The organism is Arthrobacter sp. 2RAF22, from assembly GCF_052115325.1.
In the GTDB taxonomy this organism is placed as follows: Bacteria; Actinomycetota; Actinomycetes; order Actinomycetales; family Micrococcaceae; genus Arthrobacter.
Genome location: NZ_JBFRGL010000009.1, coordinates 89,230 through 106,356, shown reverse-complemented (window position 1 = coordinate 106,356; position 17,127 = coordinate 89,230). Strand labels below are relative to the sequence as shown.

General features: G+C 66.1%; 12 protein-coding genes. 4 read left to right on the top strand and 8 right to left on the bottom strand.

All coding sequences use genetic code 11. The features are described from left to right. Positions 1 to 35: 35 nt before the first annotated feature. Genes AB4068_RS09575 through argC form a run of 6 tightly spaced genes read right to left on the bottom strand, consistent with a single transcriptional unit; the run spans position 36 to position 6,006 of the window. Entirely contained in the window at positions 36 to 572 is a 537-nt protein-coding gene (locus AB4068_RS09575) for an arginine repressor (RefSeq protein WP_284989299.1), read from the bottom strand. Next, the gene (argF, locus tag AB4068_RS09570) at positions 572 to 1,570 is read right to left on the bottom strand and encodes an ornithine carbamoyltransferase (protein WP_284989300.1); all 999 of its coding nucleotides are present in this window, start codon (positions 1,568 to 1,570) and stop codon (positions 572 to 574) included. Before argF ends, AB4068_RS09575 begins: the two co-directional genes overlap by 1 nt. Beyond that, on the bottom strand, positions 1,567 to 2,859 hold the full coding sequence (locus AB4068_RS09565) for an acetylornithine transaminase (protein WP_284989301.1): 1,293 nt from the start codon (positions 2,857 to 2,859) through the stop codon (positions 1,567 to 1,569). Before AB4068_RS09565 ends, argF begins: the two co-directional genes overlap by 4 nt. Continuing rightward, positions 2,856 to 3,800: an acetylglutamate kinase gene (gene argB / locus AB4068_RS09560; RefSeq protein ID WP_059387787.1), complete on the bottom strand. Its 945-nt coding sequence runs from the start codon at positions 3,798 to 3,800 to the stop codon at positions 2,856 to 2,858. The genes AB4068_RS09565 and argB overlap by 4 nt, the downstream gene beginning before the upstream one ends. A gap of 11 nt (positions 3,801 to 3,811) precedes the next feature. Beyond that, positions 3,812 to 4,978 (bottom strand): bifunctional glutamate N-acetyltransferase/amino-acid acetyltransferase ArgJ, encoded by a 1,167-nt coding sequence (gene argJ, locus AB4068_RS09555; protein ID WP_441433237.1) that lies wholly within the window; start codon positions 4,976 to 4,978, stop codon positions 3,812 to 3,814. Further along, a complete protein-coding gene (argC, locus tag AB4068_RS09550; RefSeq protein WP_306962901.1) occupies positions 4,975 to 6,006 on the bottom strand; it encodes an N-acetyl-gamma-glutamyl-phosphate reductase in 1,032 nt (343 codons plus the stop codon). The genes argJ and argC overlap by 4 nt, the downstream gene beginning before the upstream one ends. Before the next feature lie 185 nt (positions 6,007 to 6,191). Between argC and AB4068_RS09545 the strand changes: the two genes are divergently transcribed. The 4 genes from AB4068_RS09545 to AB4068_RS09530 all read left to right on the top strand — a co-directional run bounded on the left by AB4068_RS09545 (position 6,192) and on the right by AB4068_RS09530 (position 13,858). Then, the gene (locus AB4068_RS09545) at positions 6,192 to 7,280 is read left to right on the top strand and encodes a fatty acid desaturase family protein (RefSeq protein WP_059387786.1); all 1,089 of its coding nucleotides are present in this window, start codon (positions 6,192 to 6,194) and stop codon (positions 7,278 to 7,280) included. Between the two features lie 135 nt (positions 7,281 to 7,415). Beyond that, entirely contained in the window at positions 7,416 to 8,381 is a 966-nt protein-coding gene (locus tag AB4068_RS09540) for a quinone oxidoreductase family protein (protein ID WP_332603240.1), read from the top strand. A gap of 65 nt (positions 8,382 to 8,446) precedes the next feature. Then, positions 8,447 to 12,379, top strand: a complete 3,933-nt coding sequence (locus tag AB4068_RS09535) for a Pls/PosA family non-ribosomal peptide synthetase (RefSeq protein WP_441433236.1) — start codon at positions 8,447 to 8,449, stop codon at positions 12,377 to 12,379. 81 nt (positions 12,380 to 12,460) lie between these two features. Next, positions 12,461 to 13,858: a M1 family metallopeptidase gene (locus tag AB4068_RS09530; RefSeq protein WP_306962892.1), complete on the top strand. Its 1,398-nt coding sequence runs from the start codon at positions 12,461 to 12,463 to the stop codon at positions 13,856 to 13,858. Between the two features lie 26 nt (positions 13,859 to 13,884). Here the strand turns inward: AB4068_RS09530 and AB4068_RS09525 are convergent, their stop codons facing one another. Both AB4068_RS09525 and pheT read right to left on the bottom strand, forming a co-directional pair. Next, positions 13,885 to 14,448 (bottom strand): 4'-phosphopantetheinyl transferase family protein, encoded by a 564-nt coding sequence (locus tag AB4068_RS09525; protein WP_306962889.1) that lies wholly within the window; start codon positions 14,446 to 14,448, stop codon positions 13,885 to 13,887. Positions 14,449 to 14,576: 128 nt separating this feature from the next. Further along, positions 14,577 to 17,126, bottom strand: coding sequence for a phenylalanine--tRNA ligase subunit beta (pheT, locus tag AB4068_RS09520; RefSeq protein WP_306962888.1), 2,550 nt, complete (start codon positions 17,124 to 17,126; stop codon positions 14,577 to 14,579). Between the last annotated feature and the right edge of the window lies 1 nt (position 17,127).

Genomic DNA, 17,127 nt, shown 5'->3' with positions numbered 1-17,127 from the left:
GAACAGCGCCGGAATGGTTCACTTGCCGGGCTGGACTAGTTCCCCGGTCCGGCTTCCTGGGCCAGCTGGAGGAAACGGGCTGCCAGCTCGGCGCCGCCGTCGGGATCCCTGGCAACCAAAAGCAAGGTGTCGTCGCCTGCGATCGTACCCAATACCGACGGCATCACCGAGTGGTCGATGGCCAAGGCGAGGAAGTTCGCGGCACCCGGTGGCGTCCGCAGCACCACGATATTGCCCGACGCCTCGGCGGTCACCAACAGCTCACCGCAAAGGCGCGACAGGCGAGCGTCCAGGATTTCCTGGGTGACACCGCTTTTCGCATTGCGGTCGCCACCCTCGCCGGGCACTGCGTAGACCAGCGCGCCGTCCTTGCCGCGCACGCGGACCGCCCCAAGTTCCACGAGGTCCCGGGAGAGTGTCGCCTGCGTGACCTGCACGCCGTCGTCCGCCAGCAGTGCCGCGAGCTCGGCCTGCGAGCGCACGGACTCGCCCGTCAGGATCGCGGTGATCCGCGCTTGCCGGGCAGTCTTGGTGGCAGGGCTGGCACCTTGCGACGCAGGATGGGTGGACACTAGAACGTGCTCTCCCCGGTGCCCTCAACGGGGGAAAGGCCGTCGACGAATGCGAGTCCCGACTTGTGCATCAGCCACGCCATGAGCGCTTTCTGGGCGTGCAAGCGGTTCTCGGCTTCGTCCCAGACGATGGACTGGGGCCCGTCGATGACGCCGGCGGAAATTTCATAGCCTCGGTACGCAGGCAGGCAGTGGAGCACGACGGCGTCCGGTGCGGCGTGTTCCATGGCCGCCTCGTCCACGGAGTACTCGCGGAAGAGCTGCATCCGGGCTTCTTTTTCGGCTTCCTGGCCCATGGACACCCACGTGTCGGTGGCGACGACGTCGGCGTCGTTCAGGGCTTCCTTGGCGTCGGTGGTGATGAGCACGGAACCGCCGGTCTCGGCAGCGCGCTCCTCCGCTGCCGCCACGATCTCGGCCGCGGGCAGGTAGCCTTCCGGGCCCGAGATCCTGACGTGCATGCCCGCCGTGACGCCTGCCAAGAGATACGAGTTGGCCATGTTGTTCGCAGCGTCGCCCAGGTAGGCCATGGTGAGGCCCTTGAGTTCGCCCTTGTGCTCCTTGACTGCCAGGAGGTCCGCGAGCAACTGGCAGGGGTGGTAGTCATCGCACAGGGCATTGATGACGGGAACCTTGGAGTTTTCGGCCATTGCTACGAGGCCGGAGTGCGCGGACGTACGCCAGACGATGGTGGAGACCATGCGTTCGAGGACCTTTGCGGTGTCCTCCACGGATTCCTTGTGGCCGATCTGCGCCTCGCCCGGATTGATGATGAGCGCGTTCCCGCCCATGTCCGCGATTCCGGTAGCGAAGGACACACGGGTCCGGGTGGAGGTCTTGTCGAAGATGACAGCGACGGTCTTGCGCCCATTGCCGGCAGCTGCGAACGGCTGGACGCTGTACGGAGCGGCCTTCATTCGAACGGCGAGCTCAAGCACTTCGGCTTGCTCGGCCGGTGTGAGGTCCGTGTCCTTGAGGAAATGACGTGTGGTGTTCACTGTGCGTCCTTAGCGGTCAGGGGTGCAGCGTTCTGGGCTGCCGCCGCCTGGATAATGCCGGGCAGCGCGTCGAGGAAACGGTCGGCCTGCTCGGTGGTCAGGATGAGCGGCGGAGCCAGCCGGATGGTGCGCGGGCCCGGGCTGTTGATGATGAAGCCCGCGTCGAGGGCGGCAGTCACCATGGCAGGCGCAATGTCGGCGTCAAGGTCGAAACCGATCAGGAGGCCTTCGCCCCGCACTTCGGTGACTGCGTCGACGTCGGACAGTCCGGCCCGCAAGCGGGCGCCGACGCTAAGAACGTTCGCCAGCACGCCCTGGCTTTCGATGGCATGCAAGGTGGCGAGGGCGGCGGCAGTTGCCACCGGGTTCCCGCCGAAGGTGGTGCCGTGCTGGCCGGCGGTCAGGAGCGACGACGTCGGCTCCCCGAAGGTGATGAGCGCGCCGACCGGGAAGCCGCCGCCCAGGCCCTTGGCGAGGGTCACGGCGTCGGGCACGATTCCGGCGTCTTCGCTGGCCAGCCACTTGCCGGTGCGCCCGATGCCGGTCTGGACCTCGTCCAGGATCAGCAGCGCGCCGGCGGCGGTGGTGGCTTCGCGGGCAGCCCGCAGGTACTCGACGCTGAGCGGGCGGACGCCCGCTTCGCCCTGGATGGGCTCAAGGAACACGGCCGCTGTGCTTTCGTCGACGGCGGCACGGAGCGCCTCGATGTCGCCGAACGGGATGTGGACCACGCCTCCGGGCAACGGCTCGAACGGCGCCCGGTAGGCTTCCTTGGCGGTCAGGGCCAGGGCGCCCATGGTGCGGCCATGGAAGGCACCTTCCAGGGCGATGATCTTGGTGCGCGTGGCAGAACTGTTGCGCCGAGCCAGCTTGAACGCGGCCTCGTTGGCCTCGGTGCCGGAGTTGGCGAAGAACACCTTGGAGCCGGCAGGAGCCTTGGTGATGGCCAGGAGCTTCTCGGCGAGCGCGATCTGCGTGGGGCTCGTGAAGAAATTGGAGACGTGCCCCAGCGTGGCCAGCTGGCTGGAGATGACAGAGGTGACGAACGGGTGGGCATGGCCCAGCGCGTTCACGGCAATCCCGCCGAGGAGGTCCAGGTATTCCTTGCCGTCGGCGTCCCACACGAGGGCTCCCGCGCCACGGACCAGGACCCGCTGCGGGGTGCCGAAGACGCCCATGAGCGAAGAAGAGTAACGGGCAAGCCAGTCGCTTCCCGTGCTCTGGGAAACGAGCGTGGTTGCGGCGGCCTCCGCAGCGCCGGTCGGGCTCAAACCAACAGTTTCGTTCATGCGTTCACTTCCTCGTCGGGGACAACTTGGGTTCCGATGCCCGCGGTCGTAAAGGTTTCCAGGAGCATGGAGTGCGGCAGGCGGCCATCCACGATGTGCGCCCGCTCGACTCCTTCATCGATGGCCTTCAGGCAGGCCGTCATTTTCGGGATCATGCCGGACTCCAGGCGCGGCAGCATCTCCCGCAATTCCGTGGCCGTCAGCGAGGAAATGAGCGAGGACTTGTCCGGCCAGTTGGCGTAGAGGCCCTCGACGTCGGTCAGGATGACGAGCTTGGATGCGCCCAGTGCCGAGGCAACCGCCGCTGCTGCCGTGTCCGCGTTGACGTTAAGCACTTGTCCGGTAGTGGAGCCGGTGCCATCCCCTTCGTCAAGGATCTCGGGGGCGACCGTCGAAATCACCGGGATGCGGCCGGCGTCGAGGATGTCCTCGATACCCCTGGGATCAACGCCCACCACTTCGCCCACCAAGCCGAGGTCCACTTCCTCGCCGTCCACCACGGTGCCGGTGCGCACGGCACGCAGGAGTCCGCCGTCTTCACCGGACATCCCGACCGCATAGGGTCCGTGGGAGTTGATGAGGCCCACGAGCTCGCGGCCCACTTGTCCGGTAAGCACCATACGGACCACGTCCATGGCCTCGGGAGTGGTGACGCGCAGGCCGCCCTTGAATTCGGATTCGATACCCAGGCGGCCAAGCATCGAGTTGATCTGCGGGCCTCCCCCGTGCACGACGACCGGGTGGATACCCACGTGGTGCAGGAAGACGATATCCTCGGCGAAGGCGCGTCGGAGTTCCTCGTTGACCATGGCGTTGCCGCCGTACTTGATCACCATGGTGGTACCGGCGAAGCGTTGGATCCACGGCAGTGCCTCGATCAGCGTCGCGGCCTTGTCCTGGGCATCGCTCATGGAGGTATTTTCGCGGGTGTGCGCAGTCATGGTCATCCCGTCTAGCTCGAGTAGGCGCTGTTCTCGTGCACGTACTCGTGCGTGAGGTCGTTGGTCCAGATGGTGGCCTCGGCGTCGCCGGCCTGCAGGTCGATTTCCACGAGCACCTCGCGGGGCTCGAGATCCACCAGGTTTCGGTCGTCGCCGATGCTGCCGTTGCGGCAGATCTGGATGCCGTTCATGGAGACGTTGAGCTGGTCCGGTTCGAAGACGGCGTCCGTGGTGCCCACCGAGGACAGGACGCGGCCCCAGTTGGGGTCCTTGCCGAAGATGGCGGTCTTGAAGAGGTTGGAGCGGGCCACTGAACGGCTGACGATTTCGGCGTCGCGCTCGCTCGCCGCGTTGAATGTGCGGATGGCGATGTCGTGGCTGGCACCTTCTGCGTCGCCGATCAACTTGCGGGCAAGCTCGGCACACACCTGGGTGATTCCTGCGCCAAGCTGCTCGGCGGACGGGATGGCCTCGGAGGCCCCGGAGGCCAACAGGACGACCGTGTCGTTGGTGGACATGCAGCCGTCCGAGTCGGTGCGGTCGAAGGTGACGCGCGTGGCGTCGCGGAGGACGACGTCGAGCTCTTCCGCCGGGACCTGGGCATCAGTGGTGAGCACCACGAGCATGGTTGCGAGGCCTGGCGCCAGCATGCCGGCGCCCTTCGCGATGCCCCCGACGGTGAACGAGTTGCCTTCGGAGTCGGTGCCGCTGAAGACTGCTTCCTTCGCCACGCTGTCCGTGGTCATGATCGCCGTAGCGGCGGCAGGACCGCCGTTCTCGGAGAGTTCCGCGAACGCCGCTTCGATGCCCGGGATGATCTTGTCCATAGGCAGCTGCTCACCGATCAGTCCGGTGGAGCAGACCACGACGTCGGAGGCGGAGATCCCGAGCACGGCCGCCACTTTCTCTGCGGTTGCGTGCGTATTTTGGAATCCCAGTGGACCCGTGCAGGCGTTGGCGCCGCCGGAATTCAGCACCACTGCGTCAACGCGCCCGTCGGAGAGGACCTGGCGTGACCAGTGCACGGGCGCCGCGGCCACGCGATTCGAGGTGAAAACGGCTGCCGCGGCTTTCAGGGGGCCGTCGTTGACAACCAGGGCAAGGTCCGGATTCCCGGACGCCTTGATGCCGGCTTTGACACCTGCGGCCCGGAATCCCTGGGGGGCGGTGATGGTCACGGGGCAACTCCTTGGACGTTGAGGCCGGCGGATTCGTCCAGGCCGAGGGCAATATTCATGGACTGCACGGCGCCGCCGGCGGTCCCTTTGGTCAGGTTATCGATGGCGCACGTGACAACCACGCGGCCGGAATGCTCGTCGAAGGCCAACTGCATGACTGCGTGGTTGGAACCCTGCACCGATTTAGTGGTGGGCCACTGCCCTTCGGGCAACAGGTGGACGAACGGTTCGTCGTCGTAGGCTTCGGCCCAGGCACTGCGCAGTTCGGCGGCCGTGACCCCGGCCTTGACCTTTGCTGTCGCCGTGCTCAGGATGCCGCGGCTCATGGGCGCGAGGGTGGGAGTGAAGGACACGGTGACTGGTTCACCGGCCGCGTTGGAAAGTCCTTGTTCGATCTCGGGGGTGTGGCGGTGTCCGCCGCCCACGCCATAAGGACTCATGGACCCCATGACCTCGGAACCGATGAGGTTCACCTTGGCTGCCTTGCCGGCACCCGAGGTGCCGGAAGCAGACACAATCACGACGTCGTCCGGCTGGAGAAGCTTGTTGGCGAAGCCGGGCGTGAGGGCGAGAAGGGCCGACGTCGGGTAGCAACCGGGCACCGCAATCCGCTTCGCCCCCTTGAGTGCGTCGCGCTGGCCGGGAAGCTCCGGAAGCCCGTAGGGCCAGGTCCCTGCGTGGGCGGAGCCGTAGAACTTTTCCCACGCCGCGGGGTCTTCGAGCCGGTGGTCAGCGCCGGCGTCGATCACCAGTGTGCCTTCGGGCAGCTGCGCCGCGATCTCAGCCGAGGCTCCGTGCGGGAGGGCCAGGAACACGACGTCGTGGCCAGCGAGGTTTTCCACGCTGGTGTCCTCGAGAATCCGGCTGGCCAAACCGTGGAGATGCGGCTGCAACTCCCCTAGTCTGGAACCGGCATTGCTGTGCGCGGTGATGGCGCCGATGGTGACGTCCGGATGGCCCGCCAGGAGGCGCAGCACCTCTCCCCCGGCATAGCCGCTGGCACCGGAGACGGCAACAGAAATAGTCATGGCACGACTATACAGCAAAACTATTCATGGTTGCCGATATTTATGCACGACCTTTTTAGGGCTTTCTGTAGCAGCCCGGCTCGGGGCGCCGATTTGGGAGCGTATGCTGAATAGAGGGTGATCTAGACCGTGCAGCCGATCGTCGGTTGCAGCGTTGCCCGTTATGTATTACGGGGCAACTGCATATGTCACAGACCTCCACCACTGAACGTCCTAGCAAGGTCGTCCGGCCACCCAACGCCGTCGTGCTCAGCTATTCCGAGCTTCTCAAGACGGTCCGCGCGGAGGGGCTTTTGAAGCGCCGCGTCGGCTTTTATATCAGCGTTTTCGCTTCCCTGGTCCTCCTGCTGACCGGCACCTGGTTCGGCTTCGCGCTGATCGGCCCCAGCTGGTACCAGCTACTCATCGCCGCAGCCCTGGGCATCCTTTGTACCCAGTTGAGCTTCCTGGCACATGAGGCCGGCCACCGCCAGATTTTTGCCTCCCGCAGGGCCAACGACTGGTCCGCGCGTATCCTGGCCACGTCGGTTGCCGGCATCAGTTACTCCTGGTGGGAACAGAAGCACGGCGCGCACCACAACAGCCCGAACGTTATTTCCAAGGACCCGGACATCAAGACCGGCGCCCTGGCCTTCCACGTTGAAGCCGCTGCCGGCAGGCAGGGACGCTTCGCGTTCCTCACGCGCAGGCAGGGCTGGTTCTTCTTCCCGCTCCTCCTCCTGCTGGGCATCAGCCTGCAGTGGGAGTCCTTGATGTACATCTGCCGGCCCGGAGCCATCAAGCACCGCTGGGTGGAGACGCCCATCCTCCTGGCACGGCTTCTCGCCCTGCCGGTCCTCGCCTTTACCTTCCTGCCGCTTGGCATGGCATTTGCCTTCCTGGGCGTCCAGATCATGGTGTTCGGCTTCTACATGGGTGCTTCCTTCGCCCCGAACCATAAGGGCATGCCGGTTCTGCCGGAAGACTCCCGCGTCGATTTCCTGCGTCGCCAGATCCTGACTGCCAGGAACATCTCCGGCGGCCCCTTCATGAACATCCTCCTAGGCGGCCTCAACCACCAGGCCGAACACCACCTGTTCCCGGACATGGCCCGCCCCCACTTGCGCCGTGCCTCGGAGATCGTCCGAAGCTACTGCGAAAAGCACTCGATTGCCTACACCGAAACCACGTTGATGCAGTCATACGCCATCGTCGTGCGCTACCTCAATGAGGTCGGACTCGCCGCGGGCCGCGGCTTTGACTGCCCCGTCGCTTCCGCGCACGGCAGGGGCTGACACGCCCGGAAGTCATCCGGACACATTACGGCGAACCACCGCCCCGAGCCGCTGACTGGACACTCGACGGACTCCGCTCCCTAGGATGGTTGTGTGAATGCGGGCACGAAAGTGCCTCGACGGAGAAGGAGACCCATGACGCACGCAATCATTGCCCGGAAAGCCGGAGGACCCGAAGTCCTCGAACTCACCGAGGCAGAGGTCCCGGTTCCGGGTCCGCGCCAACTCCTTGTCAAAGTTGCAGCCGCCGGAGTGAACTTCATCGACACATATCAGCGCAGCGGCATCTACAAGGTTGAGTATCCATTCACCCCCGGCTCCGAGTCGGCAGGCACCGTAGTTGCCATCGGCGCGGACGTGGTGGATTTCACCGTCGGCGACAGGATCGCTACCGCTGAAGGATCCCGCAGCTACGCGGAGTACACCCTGGTGGACGCCGACAAAGCGCTTCCGGTACCGGACGGCGTCGACGACCACACCGCGGCAGCCCTGCCGCTGCAAGGAATGACCGCGCATTACCTGATCAACTCGTCTTTCCGCGTAGAGCCGGGCCACACCGTCCTGACCCATGCCGGCGCCGGCGGCGTGGGACTCATCCTGACGCAGTTGCTCAAGGCCCGGGGTGCCCGCGTCATCACCACAGTCTCGTCGGACGAGAAGGAAGCCCTGGCCCGGGAAGCCGGCGCGGACGAGGTCCTGCGCTACAGCGGATTTGCGGACAAGGTCCGCGAGCTCACCGACGGCGAAGGCGTCAACGTGGTGTACGACGGCGTCGGCAAGGAGACTTTCGACGGATCCCTCGCGAGCCTTCGCATCCGCGGCGCACTCGTCTTGTTCGGGGCAGCGTCCGGACCCGTGCCCCCGTTCGACCCGCAGCGACTGAACGCAGGCGGATCGTTGTCCCTGACACGCCCGACGCTTGGCCATTTCCTCCAAAACCCGCAGGAACGGCACTGGCGTTCGGCCGAAGTCTTCCGCGCTGCCGCCAGCGGCGCCCTCAAAGTCCGGGTTGGCGGAACCTACCCGCTCGCCGAGGCCGCCCAGGCCCATCGCGACCTGGAAGCGCGCAACACCACAGGCAAACTACTGTTGGTCCCATAAATCGAGGCAAATGCCACGCGGCCGCTGACACTTTTTGTTCACCTCAATCCGAGAAACTTGGGAACGTGACCCAGGAACATGAAATCCCGGCGGACAGCCTGGAACTCAAAGTCGTGCATCTCCCCCAGCTGCAAGGCTCGGCAGCCGCCCCTCCAGCGCGCACACTCGTCGAGATCCTCCAGGACACGGCCCGGACATTCCCGGAAGCGTCTGCCCTCGATGACGGGCACAAGTCGCTGAGTTACTCCGAACTCATGGCTCAGGTGCGCGGTTTTGCGGCGACGCTCAACGCAGCCGGACTGGGGCCGGGAGACAAGATCGGCGTGCGGGTCCCTTCCGGATCCAACGATCTGTACATTGCCATCCTGGCGATCCTCTCGATTGCGGCCGCCTACGTGCCCGTGGACGCGGACGATCCCGAGGAACGGGCACGGCTGGTTTTCGGAGAAGCCAAGGTATCTGCCGTTGTCACCAAGGGCCGCAAGATCGAAGTGTCCGGGGAGCGCCCGGCACCGCACCCGGCTCCGCGCACCCCAGGGCTGGACGACGATTCGTGGGTCATCTTCACCTCAGGTTCCACCGGCACGCCCAAGGGCGTGGCGGTGCAGCACCGTTCCTCCGCTGCCTTTGTTGACGCCGAAGCCCGGATCTTCCTCCAGGAGGATCCGATCGGTCCGCAGGACCGGGTCCTCGCCGGCCTTTCAGTGGCCTTCGACGCGTCCTGCGAAGAGATGTGGCTTGCATGGCGGCACGGTGCCTGCCTGGTCCCGGCACCGCGCGCCCTCGTGCGTTCCGGCATGGACCTCGGCCCATGGCTCATCAACCACGGCATCACAGTGGTGTCCACCGTTCCGACGCTCGCGGCCCTGTGGCCGGCCGAAGCCCTTGAGAACGTGCGCCTGCTTATTTTCGGCGGCGAGGCCTGCCCGCCCGAACTCGCCGAGCGCCTCGCGGTGGAAGGCCGCGAAGTGTGGAACACCTACGGCCCCACCGAAGCGACCGTCGTGGCGTGCGCGGCTCCCCTCGGCGGGGACGGCCCCGTCCGTATCGGACTGCCGCTGGACGGCTGGGACCTCGCCGTCGTCGACGCCGCAGGGGTTCCGGTGGCGGAAGGCGGGACGGGCGAACTGATCATCGGCGGCGTCGGACTGGCCCGCTACCTGGATCCGGCCAAGGACGCCGAAAAGTACGCCCCCATGCCATCCCTTGGATGGGAACGGGCGTATCGCTCGGGCGACCTCGTCCGCTACGAGGAAGCCGGCCTCATCTTCCAAGGCCGCGCGGACGAACAGGTCAAGCTTGGCGGCAGGCGCATCGAACTCGGCGAGATCGACGCCGCCCTGCAGGCCCTCCCGGGAGTCGCCGGTGCCGCGGCCGCAGTCCGCACGACGGCGGCGGGGAACCAGATACTGGTCGGCTACCTGGCTCCAGCCGGACCTGAGGACATCGACCTCGCAGCTTCCCGCGAGCTCCTGACGGAAAGCCTGCCCGCCGCGCTGATCCCCCTGCTGACGGTCGTGGATTCGCTTCCAACGAAGACCAGCGGCAAAGTAGACCGGCATTCCCTTCCGTGGCCGTTGGCGGGCGCAGGCGCCGCGGATGCCGACAAGGCACCACTCAACCTTTCCGAAGACGCCCAATGGGTGGTTGAGCAATGGGAAAGCGTCCTCGGCTCGAGCGTCACCTCGCTCGACGCCGACTTCTTCGCCTACGGTGGCGGCTCCCTCGCCGCCGCCCAACTGGTCTCGGCGCTGCGCGTGCGCTATCCCACCATCACGGTGGCCGAAATCTACGCGACACCCCGCGTCGGCGCCCTGGTCGACGCCGCGCGGCAGTCTTTGCCCGAAGGCGGCATACAGGGGCCGGCGGCGAAACGCACGGTTCGCCCCACCTCCCGGAAATCGCAGGTCTTCCAGACCCTGATGGGGATCTTCCTCAACATCCTGGTTGGCATGCGCTGGCTCACGTATCTCATGGCCGCGAACCATTTGCTGGCCGACCTCGCCGGTTTCACAGCCGCTCCCGTGGTGTCCTGGTGGTGGATCCTGGCGTCTTGGCTGGTGTTCGTGAGCCCGCCCGGACGCATGGGCATCTCGATCCTGGCCGCGCGAACCCTCTTGCGTGGGGTCCAACCCGGAACCTACCCGCGATCGGGCAAAGTCCACTTGAAGCTGTGGCTGGCCGAACAGATCCAGGACCTTTCGAGCGCCATCAGCCTTGCCAGCGCTCCGTGGGTTCCCTACTACGCCAGGGCACTGGGGGCGAAGATAGGGAACAACGTCCATTTGCACTCCCTTCCTCCCGTCACAGGACTGCTGTCGTTGGGCAGCGGCTGCAACATCGAACCCGAAGTGGATCTCTCCGCCTGGTGGATCGACGGTGACTTTGTCCACATCGGCGCCATCCATGTAGGTGCCGGTGCCACAGTCGGCTCCCGCAGCACGCTGATGCCAGGAACCAGCATCGGCGCGGGCGCGCGGGTGGAGCCCGGTTCCGCGGTGTTTGGCAAGGTCAAGGCCGGGCACCTCGTTGCCGGATCCCCCGCCGAACGCCGTGGCAAAGCCAAGAATGGATGGCCCGAGACCCCCTCGTCGCACCACCTGATCGGCCGGCTCTGGTTTGCGGCGTTCGCTGCCGCCTCGGCGCTGCTCGCCTTGATTCCGTACATTTCGGCATTCGTCGCCGCGATCGTCATCCTGGTCTTCATCCAAGGCCGGAGCTCGCTGCAGGATGCCTTCCCTGAACTCCTGCTTGCCATTCCCCTGGCTGCACTCGCCTGGTTCCTGTGCAATCTCCTGCTGATCCTGGCGACTACCCGGATGCTCGGCGTCGGTCTCAAGGAGGGATACTATCGCGTCCGCAGCCGCGTCGGTTGGCAGGTTTGGGCCACTGAACGGGTCTTGGACATGGCCCGGGATCTGCTCTTCCCCATCTACGCCAGCCTCTTCACGCCCGTGTGGCTGCGCCTGCTGGGCGCCAAAGTAGGCCGCAATGTGGAGGCTTCCACGGTGCTGCTGCTGCCACGCATGACGACCATCGGCGACGGCGCGTTCCTCGCCGACGACACCATGGTGGCCTCCTACGAGCTCGGCGGCGGCTGGATGAAGATCGGACCGGCCAAGATCGGCAAACGCTCGTTCCTCGGCAACTCCGGCATGACCGCCGCAGGACGCAGCGTGCCCAAGAACTCACTCGTCGCGGTCCTGTCGGCCACGCCGGCCAAGGCCAAATCGGGCACCTCCTGGCTGGGCAGTCCGCCCGTCAGGCTGCGCCGGACCGCCGTCAACGCAGATCTGAGCCTCACCTTCAACCCGCCGCTGGCCCTCAAGACCAAACGGGCCCTGTGGGAACTATGCCGGCTGGTGCCGGTCATCCTGACCGTGGGGATCGCCGTCGGCATCATGCTGGCCCTCGACTGGATCGCCACCGAGACCTCCTACTGGCTTGCCGCCGTCCTCGGGGGCGTCGTGGTCCTCGCGGCCGGCGCGGTGGCCGCGGCAAGTTCGGTCGCCGCGAAATGGATACTGGTGGGGCGCATCAAAGAGGGCGAGCACCCCCTGTGGAGCTCATTCATCTGGCGCAACGAAGTGGTGGACACCTTCATCGAGATGGTCAGTGCTCCATGGTTCGCACGTTCGGCATCCGGCACGCCTGCGTTGGTGTGGTGGCTCCGTGCCCTCGGCGCGAAAATCGGCCGGGGTACCTGGTGCGAGAGCTACTGGCTCCCCGAAGCCGACCTCGTCACGCTCGGCGAAAGCTCCACGGTCAACCGTGGCTGCGTGGTCCAGACACACCTCTTCCATGACCGCATCATGAGCATCGATACGGTGGTCCTCGGGGATGGCGCCACGATGGGTCCGCACGGCGTCATCCTGCCGCGCGCAAGTATCGGGGCCGGCGGAACGGTGGGACCGGCGTCGCTGGTTATGCGTGGCGAGACGGTTCCCGCGGGCACATACTGGATGGGCAACCCGGTCAGCCCGTGGTCCGGACCGTAGCGTAGATTGGCAAGAGGGCGTGAAATACCGGCCCGTGACACGACCGCAGCACAACAAGCTACACGGAGGCAGCCAGCGCACATGAGCCGCAGCGAACCCGGAACAACCCAAGCGCAGGAAACAACCGCAACTGCCGCCGATCCCTACACCCTGCACCACGGGAGCACGGCATTCCAGGTGCTGAGGTACGAGCTGGACCTGGACTATAGCCTGGGCAGCAACCGGCTCAACGGCCGCGCCATGCTCCGTTGCATAACCCTCGAAGACACGGACTCCGTAGTCTTGGACCTGGTGGGCCTGAGGGCTTCCAAAATCCTGGTTGACGGCAAGAAAGTGCCGAAGTTCAGCCCGCGCGGCGAGCACCTCGTGATCACCGTCAAAGACCGCTTGCGGGCAGGCCAGCACTTCACGGTTGAACTCCGCTACGACGGCAACCCGAAGCCGCGCCGGGGCCTGTGGGGCGAAGTCGGGTGGGAAGAGCTCGAGGACGGCGTGCTGGTTGCCGGGCAGCCGAACGGCGCCGCGTCCTGGTTCCCGTGCAACGACCATCCGCGGCACAAGTCCAGCTACTTGATCAGCATCACCACCGACGACAACTACCGGGCCATCTGCAACGGCCGCCTCGTCTCCCACAGCAGGAAATCAAGCCGCGAAACCTGGGTCTACGAACAAGCCGAGCCGATGGCAAGCTATCTCGCCACGGTGCAAATCGGACGCTACCGGGTTCACCAGCTCAGCCCCGCCCTCGACGGCGTCCGCGCCGGGACTGCCCATCACGCCGAAGCCCTGCGGCAGGCTCCGGTGCCCCAGTTCGTCGCGGTCTCCCCCGGTTTATTGACCGAGGCCCGTGAAGGCCTGGCACGGCAGGCCGACATGATGCGCACCTTTGTGGAGTGTTTCGGTCCGTATCCCTTTGCCGAATACACGGCCGTGGTGACCGAGGACGAACTGGAAATCCCGCTTGAGGCCCAGACGCTCTCGATCTTCGGCCGGAACCACATGGAGCAATCGTGGGACGCGCAGCGCCTCATCGCCCACGAGCTGTCCCATCAGTGGTTCGGCAACTCGCTCACGGTGAGCAGCTGGAGGGACATCTGGCTGCACGAGGGCTTCGCCTGCTACGCGGAGTGGATCTGGTCCGAGGAAGCCGGCGTCATGTCCCTCGCCAACCGCGCAAAGACGGCGTGGCGCAAGCTCGACATGGGCGCCCAGGACCTGGTGATCGGGGACCCCGGGCCGGAGCACATGTTCGATGACCGCGTCTACAAGCGCGGAGCCCTTGCCCTCCATGCCGTCCGTCGTGCATGCGGAGACGCTGCGTTTTTCGGGTTGCTGCGGCATTGGACCGAGGCCAAGCGCCACAGCTCGGTCTCCACGGAGGAATTCATCGCTGCGGCCAACGCCTACGTCCCGGGACTCGACGCGGCCAGTGTCCTGGAACCGTGGCTGTACCAAGCAGACCTGCCCGCTTTCAGCTGACCCTGGAATTCAGCTAAGCCAAGGACTCAGCGGGACGTTGCCGCGAGCGCGGCGAGGAGTCCGGCCGGAAGATCCCGGCCGTCAGCGCTGGCCGGGAGCTCCAGATCCCACAGCCCCGGCCGTTCAAGCACCTCGAGGGAATCCGGCGCCACCCTGAGCCCTTCGCCTGTCATCTTCAACCAGGCTTCCTTGCGCGCCCACAATCGTGCCCGCTCTTGGGCCCGACGTCCGGGTTCCAGCGCGGCGAGATGGCGCCGCTCCCGTGCGGTCAGGGCAACGTCGTCGAAGCCGACGAACTCCGTGCCCGCCGCATTTTCCAGGTCGACGCCCACCCGCAGCCCGGGCCCGGGATACGCGACGGCGGCAAACAGCACCCAGCCCGACGACCGTGAGGCGCTGAGCGCCAGGGGTGCGGGGCCGCCGTCGAGCACGTATCCGGGCCGGCCATGCGCGATGTCCGGACCAGAACCGCAGTCCGGGCACTCATAGGCCGCCTTGAGCTTCGAGGCGGGAACACCCAGAAGGGTGGCGGCGAAGTCTTGCTGCGCCAGCCTGGATGCCAGGAACTCCAGGCGCAGGGTCGCAGCCATGGCGTCTCCCCTTAGGGTTTCGGCCGGAGACAGCAATTCCGCCGCTATCTTTTCGATGGCGGCGGAATCGGCAAGATCCAGGGACTGGATGTGAACAGCCAGCCCCTGGATGCCCGGGTTGATACTCGTCAGCGCTGGACTGCTCCGAACCGCTCTGCGGCGACGGCGACGGCGGCCTCGCGTGCCTCCGAGGCCTCGTCGGCGGTCAAGGTGCGGTCCGTGGCACGGAACCGCAGCCCGAAGGCTAGCGATTTCTTGCCGTCTTCGATCCCTTGGCCTGCGTAGACATCGAACAGGGCAACGTCTTCGAGGAGGTCGCCGGCGCCTTCCCGCAGGGCAGCCAGTACGGCGTCCGCCGGAACGTCCTGCGGCACCACGAGGGCAACGTCCTGCGTGGCGACCGGGAAGCCCGAGATGTGCTTGGCAACAATGACGTCCGGAGCAGCATCGAACAGTGCGTCCGCGTTGAGCTCAAGGGCCACGGAGCGCGCCGGCATGTCATGTGCTGCGAGCAGCTTGGGGTGCAATTCGCCCGCGTAGCCCACGACGTCGCCCGAGCGAAGCGCCAACTGGGCGGCACGGCCCGGGTGGAACGCCTGGTGGCTGCCTTGGCTGACCACGAGTTCCACGCCGAGGACGTCGCCGACGAGCCGCGCAACGTCCAGGGCGTCAGCCCAGTCCCAGGCACGCGGGGTGTGGGCCGCGGCTGCCGGGGAATCATGGCCGGTCAAAACAGCGGCGATGTGCAGCGGCTGGTCCGGGACGCCGTCGTACAGTCCATCAAGGACCTCGTCGGTTGGCTTGACTCCCAGCGGCGGGATGGATGCCGTGCCCAGCTGACCGTCGGGGAGGAACACCGAGCCTGCCTCGAAGAGGGCGAGGTCCCGGAAACCGCGGGAGTGGTTGCGGCGGGCCACCTCGATCAGGCCGGGAAGCACGGAGGTACGCAGGTAACCGTGTTCCTCGCTGATCGGGTTGGCCAATTTGAGGGCGGTGCGTGCCGCGCCCTCTTCCGCCACGCCGAAGGTGTCGTTGGCCGACTTGGAGACGAACGGGTAAGAGAGGACCTCGGTGAGCCCGGCGTCGGCGAGGGCCTGGACCACGCGGCGCTTTTGCTGCTGGGTCCGGGTCAGGCCGCGCCCTGGAGGTGCCACGGGAAGGGTCGCCGGGATGTTGTCGTAGCCCACCAGCCTCGCGATTTCCTCGGAAAGGTCTTCCTTGGTTTCCAGGTCATTGCGCCAACTCGGTGCCGTGACCACATAGGAGCCGCCCACTTCGTCCTTCAGGACGATGGCGCCCAGGTCCTTGAGGGAACCCGTGATCTGTTCTTCCGTGAAGTCGATGCCGATCCGGGAGGCCGCGTAGCCGGCAGGCAGCTCGATGGTCACGGCGTCAGGTGCCGTCCCGACGTCGGTACCGGCTTCGTCCGCCGTCCCGCCGGCGAGTTCCACCAGGAGGTCCACGACGCGCTGGGCGGCAACGTTGGCAACCTGCCAATCCACTCCGCGTTCGAAGCGCTTGGACGCCTCTGACGGCAGCTTGTGCCTGCGGCGCGAGCGCCCGATCGAGACCTCGTCGAAGTGCGCGGCCTCGACCAGGACGTTGGTGGTCGAATCGGAAACCTCGGTATTGGCTCCGCCCATGACGCCCGCGATGCCGATCGCGCCGGAGTCGTCGGTGATCAGGAGGTCTTCGACGTCGAGCGAACGCACTTTGTCGTCGAGGGTGGTGATCTTCTCCCCCGCGACGGCGCGGCGGACCACGATATCGCCCGAAAGCTTGTCGAGGTCGTAGCAGTGGTTCGGCTGGCCGAGTTCGAGCATCACGTAGTTGGAGATGTCCACAGGCAGCGAAATGGAGCGGATGCCGGCCAAGCGCAGCCGGGAGACCATCCACGGCGGGGTGGGGCGGGTGGCGTCCACGCCGCGAACCGTGCGGGCCACGAAGCGGTCGCAACCGGGCTTCCCGTAGATGGGGGCGTCGTCGTTGAGCTTGACGCCGTAGCCGCCGGAGAGCGCGGCGGGGGCATTGACCTTGGCAGCCGGGTCCGTGAAGACGGTTCCGGTGGCGTGGGCGTACTCGCGGGCCACGCCGCGGATCGAGAACGCGTAGCCGCGGTCCGGAGTGACATTGATTTCGGCGGCTTCGTCGTAGAGGCCAAGGAGGGACATGGCGTCGGTGCCGATTTCGGGATCCAGGCCGATGCGGGAAAGCACCAGGATGCCGTCGTGGTCCTCGCCGATGCCGAGTTCACGGACGGAGGCGATCATGCCCGCGGACAGGTGCCCGTAGGTCTTGCGCGCGGAAATGTGGAAGTCACCCGGGAGCACAGCTCCCGGGAGGGTCACTACAACCTTGTCTCCCTCGACGAAGTTGTGGGCACCGCAAATGATGCCCTGCACGCCGGAGGGATCGATGCCCTTGCCGGTCAGGGTCTGCTCCTGGCCTTCGGGGACCACGCGGACCTGGCACCAGTTGATGGTCTTGCCGTTGCTCTGCGGTTCCTTGACGAGGCTCAGGACCTGGCCCACCACGATGGGACCCTTGAGTTCGTCCGTGGGGCGGTGGACAGCTTCTTCTTCAAAGCCGACCTTGACCAGTTCCGCCATGACGTCTTCGGCCGTGGCGTCGGCCGGAACCTGCGCGAATTCACGCAGCCATGAAAGTGGGATACGCACT

What these genes read in the sequence shown, in the direction of transcription:
- AB4068_RS09565 (WP_284989301.1), bottom strand. Translation starts at nt 2,859, where the DNA reads ATGAACGAAACTGTTGGTTTGAGCCCGACCGGCGCTGCGGAGGCCGCC.
- argB (WP_059387787.1), bottom strand. Translation starts at nt 3,800, where the DNA reads ATGACTGCGCACACCCGCGAAAATACCTCCATGAGCGATGCCCAGGAC.
- argC (WP_306962901.1), bottom strand. Translation starts at nt 6,006, where the DNA reads ATGACTATTTCTGTTGCCGTCTCCGGTGCCAGCGGCTATGCCGGGGGA.
- AB4068_RS09545 (WP_059387786.1), top strand. Translation starts at nt 6,192, where the DNA reads ATGTCACAGACCTCCACCACTGAACGTCCTAGCAAGGTCGTCCGGCCA.
- AB4068_RS09540 (WP_332603240.1), top strand. Translation starts at nt 7,416, where the DNA reads ATGACGCACGCAATCATTGCCCGGAAAGCCGGAGGACCCGAAGTCCTC.
- AB4068_RS09530 (WP_306962892.1), top strand. Translation starts at nt 12,461, where the DNA reads ATGAGCCGCAGCGAACCCGGAACAACCCAAGCGCAGGAAACAACCGCA.
- AB4068_RS09525 (WP_306962889.1), bottom strand. Translation starts at nt 14,448, where the DNA reads ATGGCTGCGACCCTGCGCCTGGAGTTCCTGGCATCCAGGCTGGCGCAG.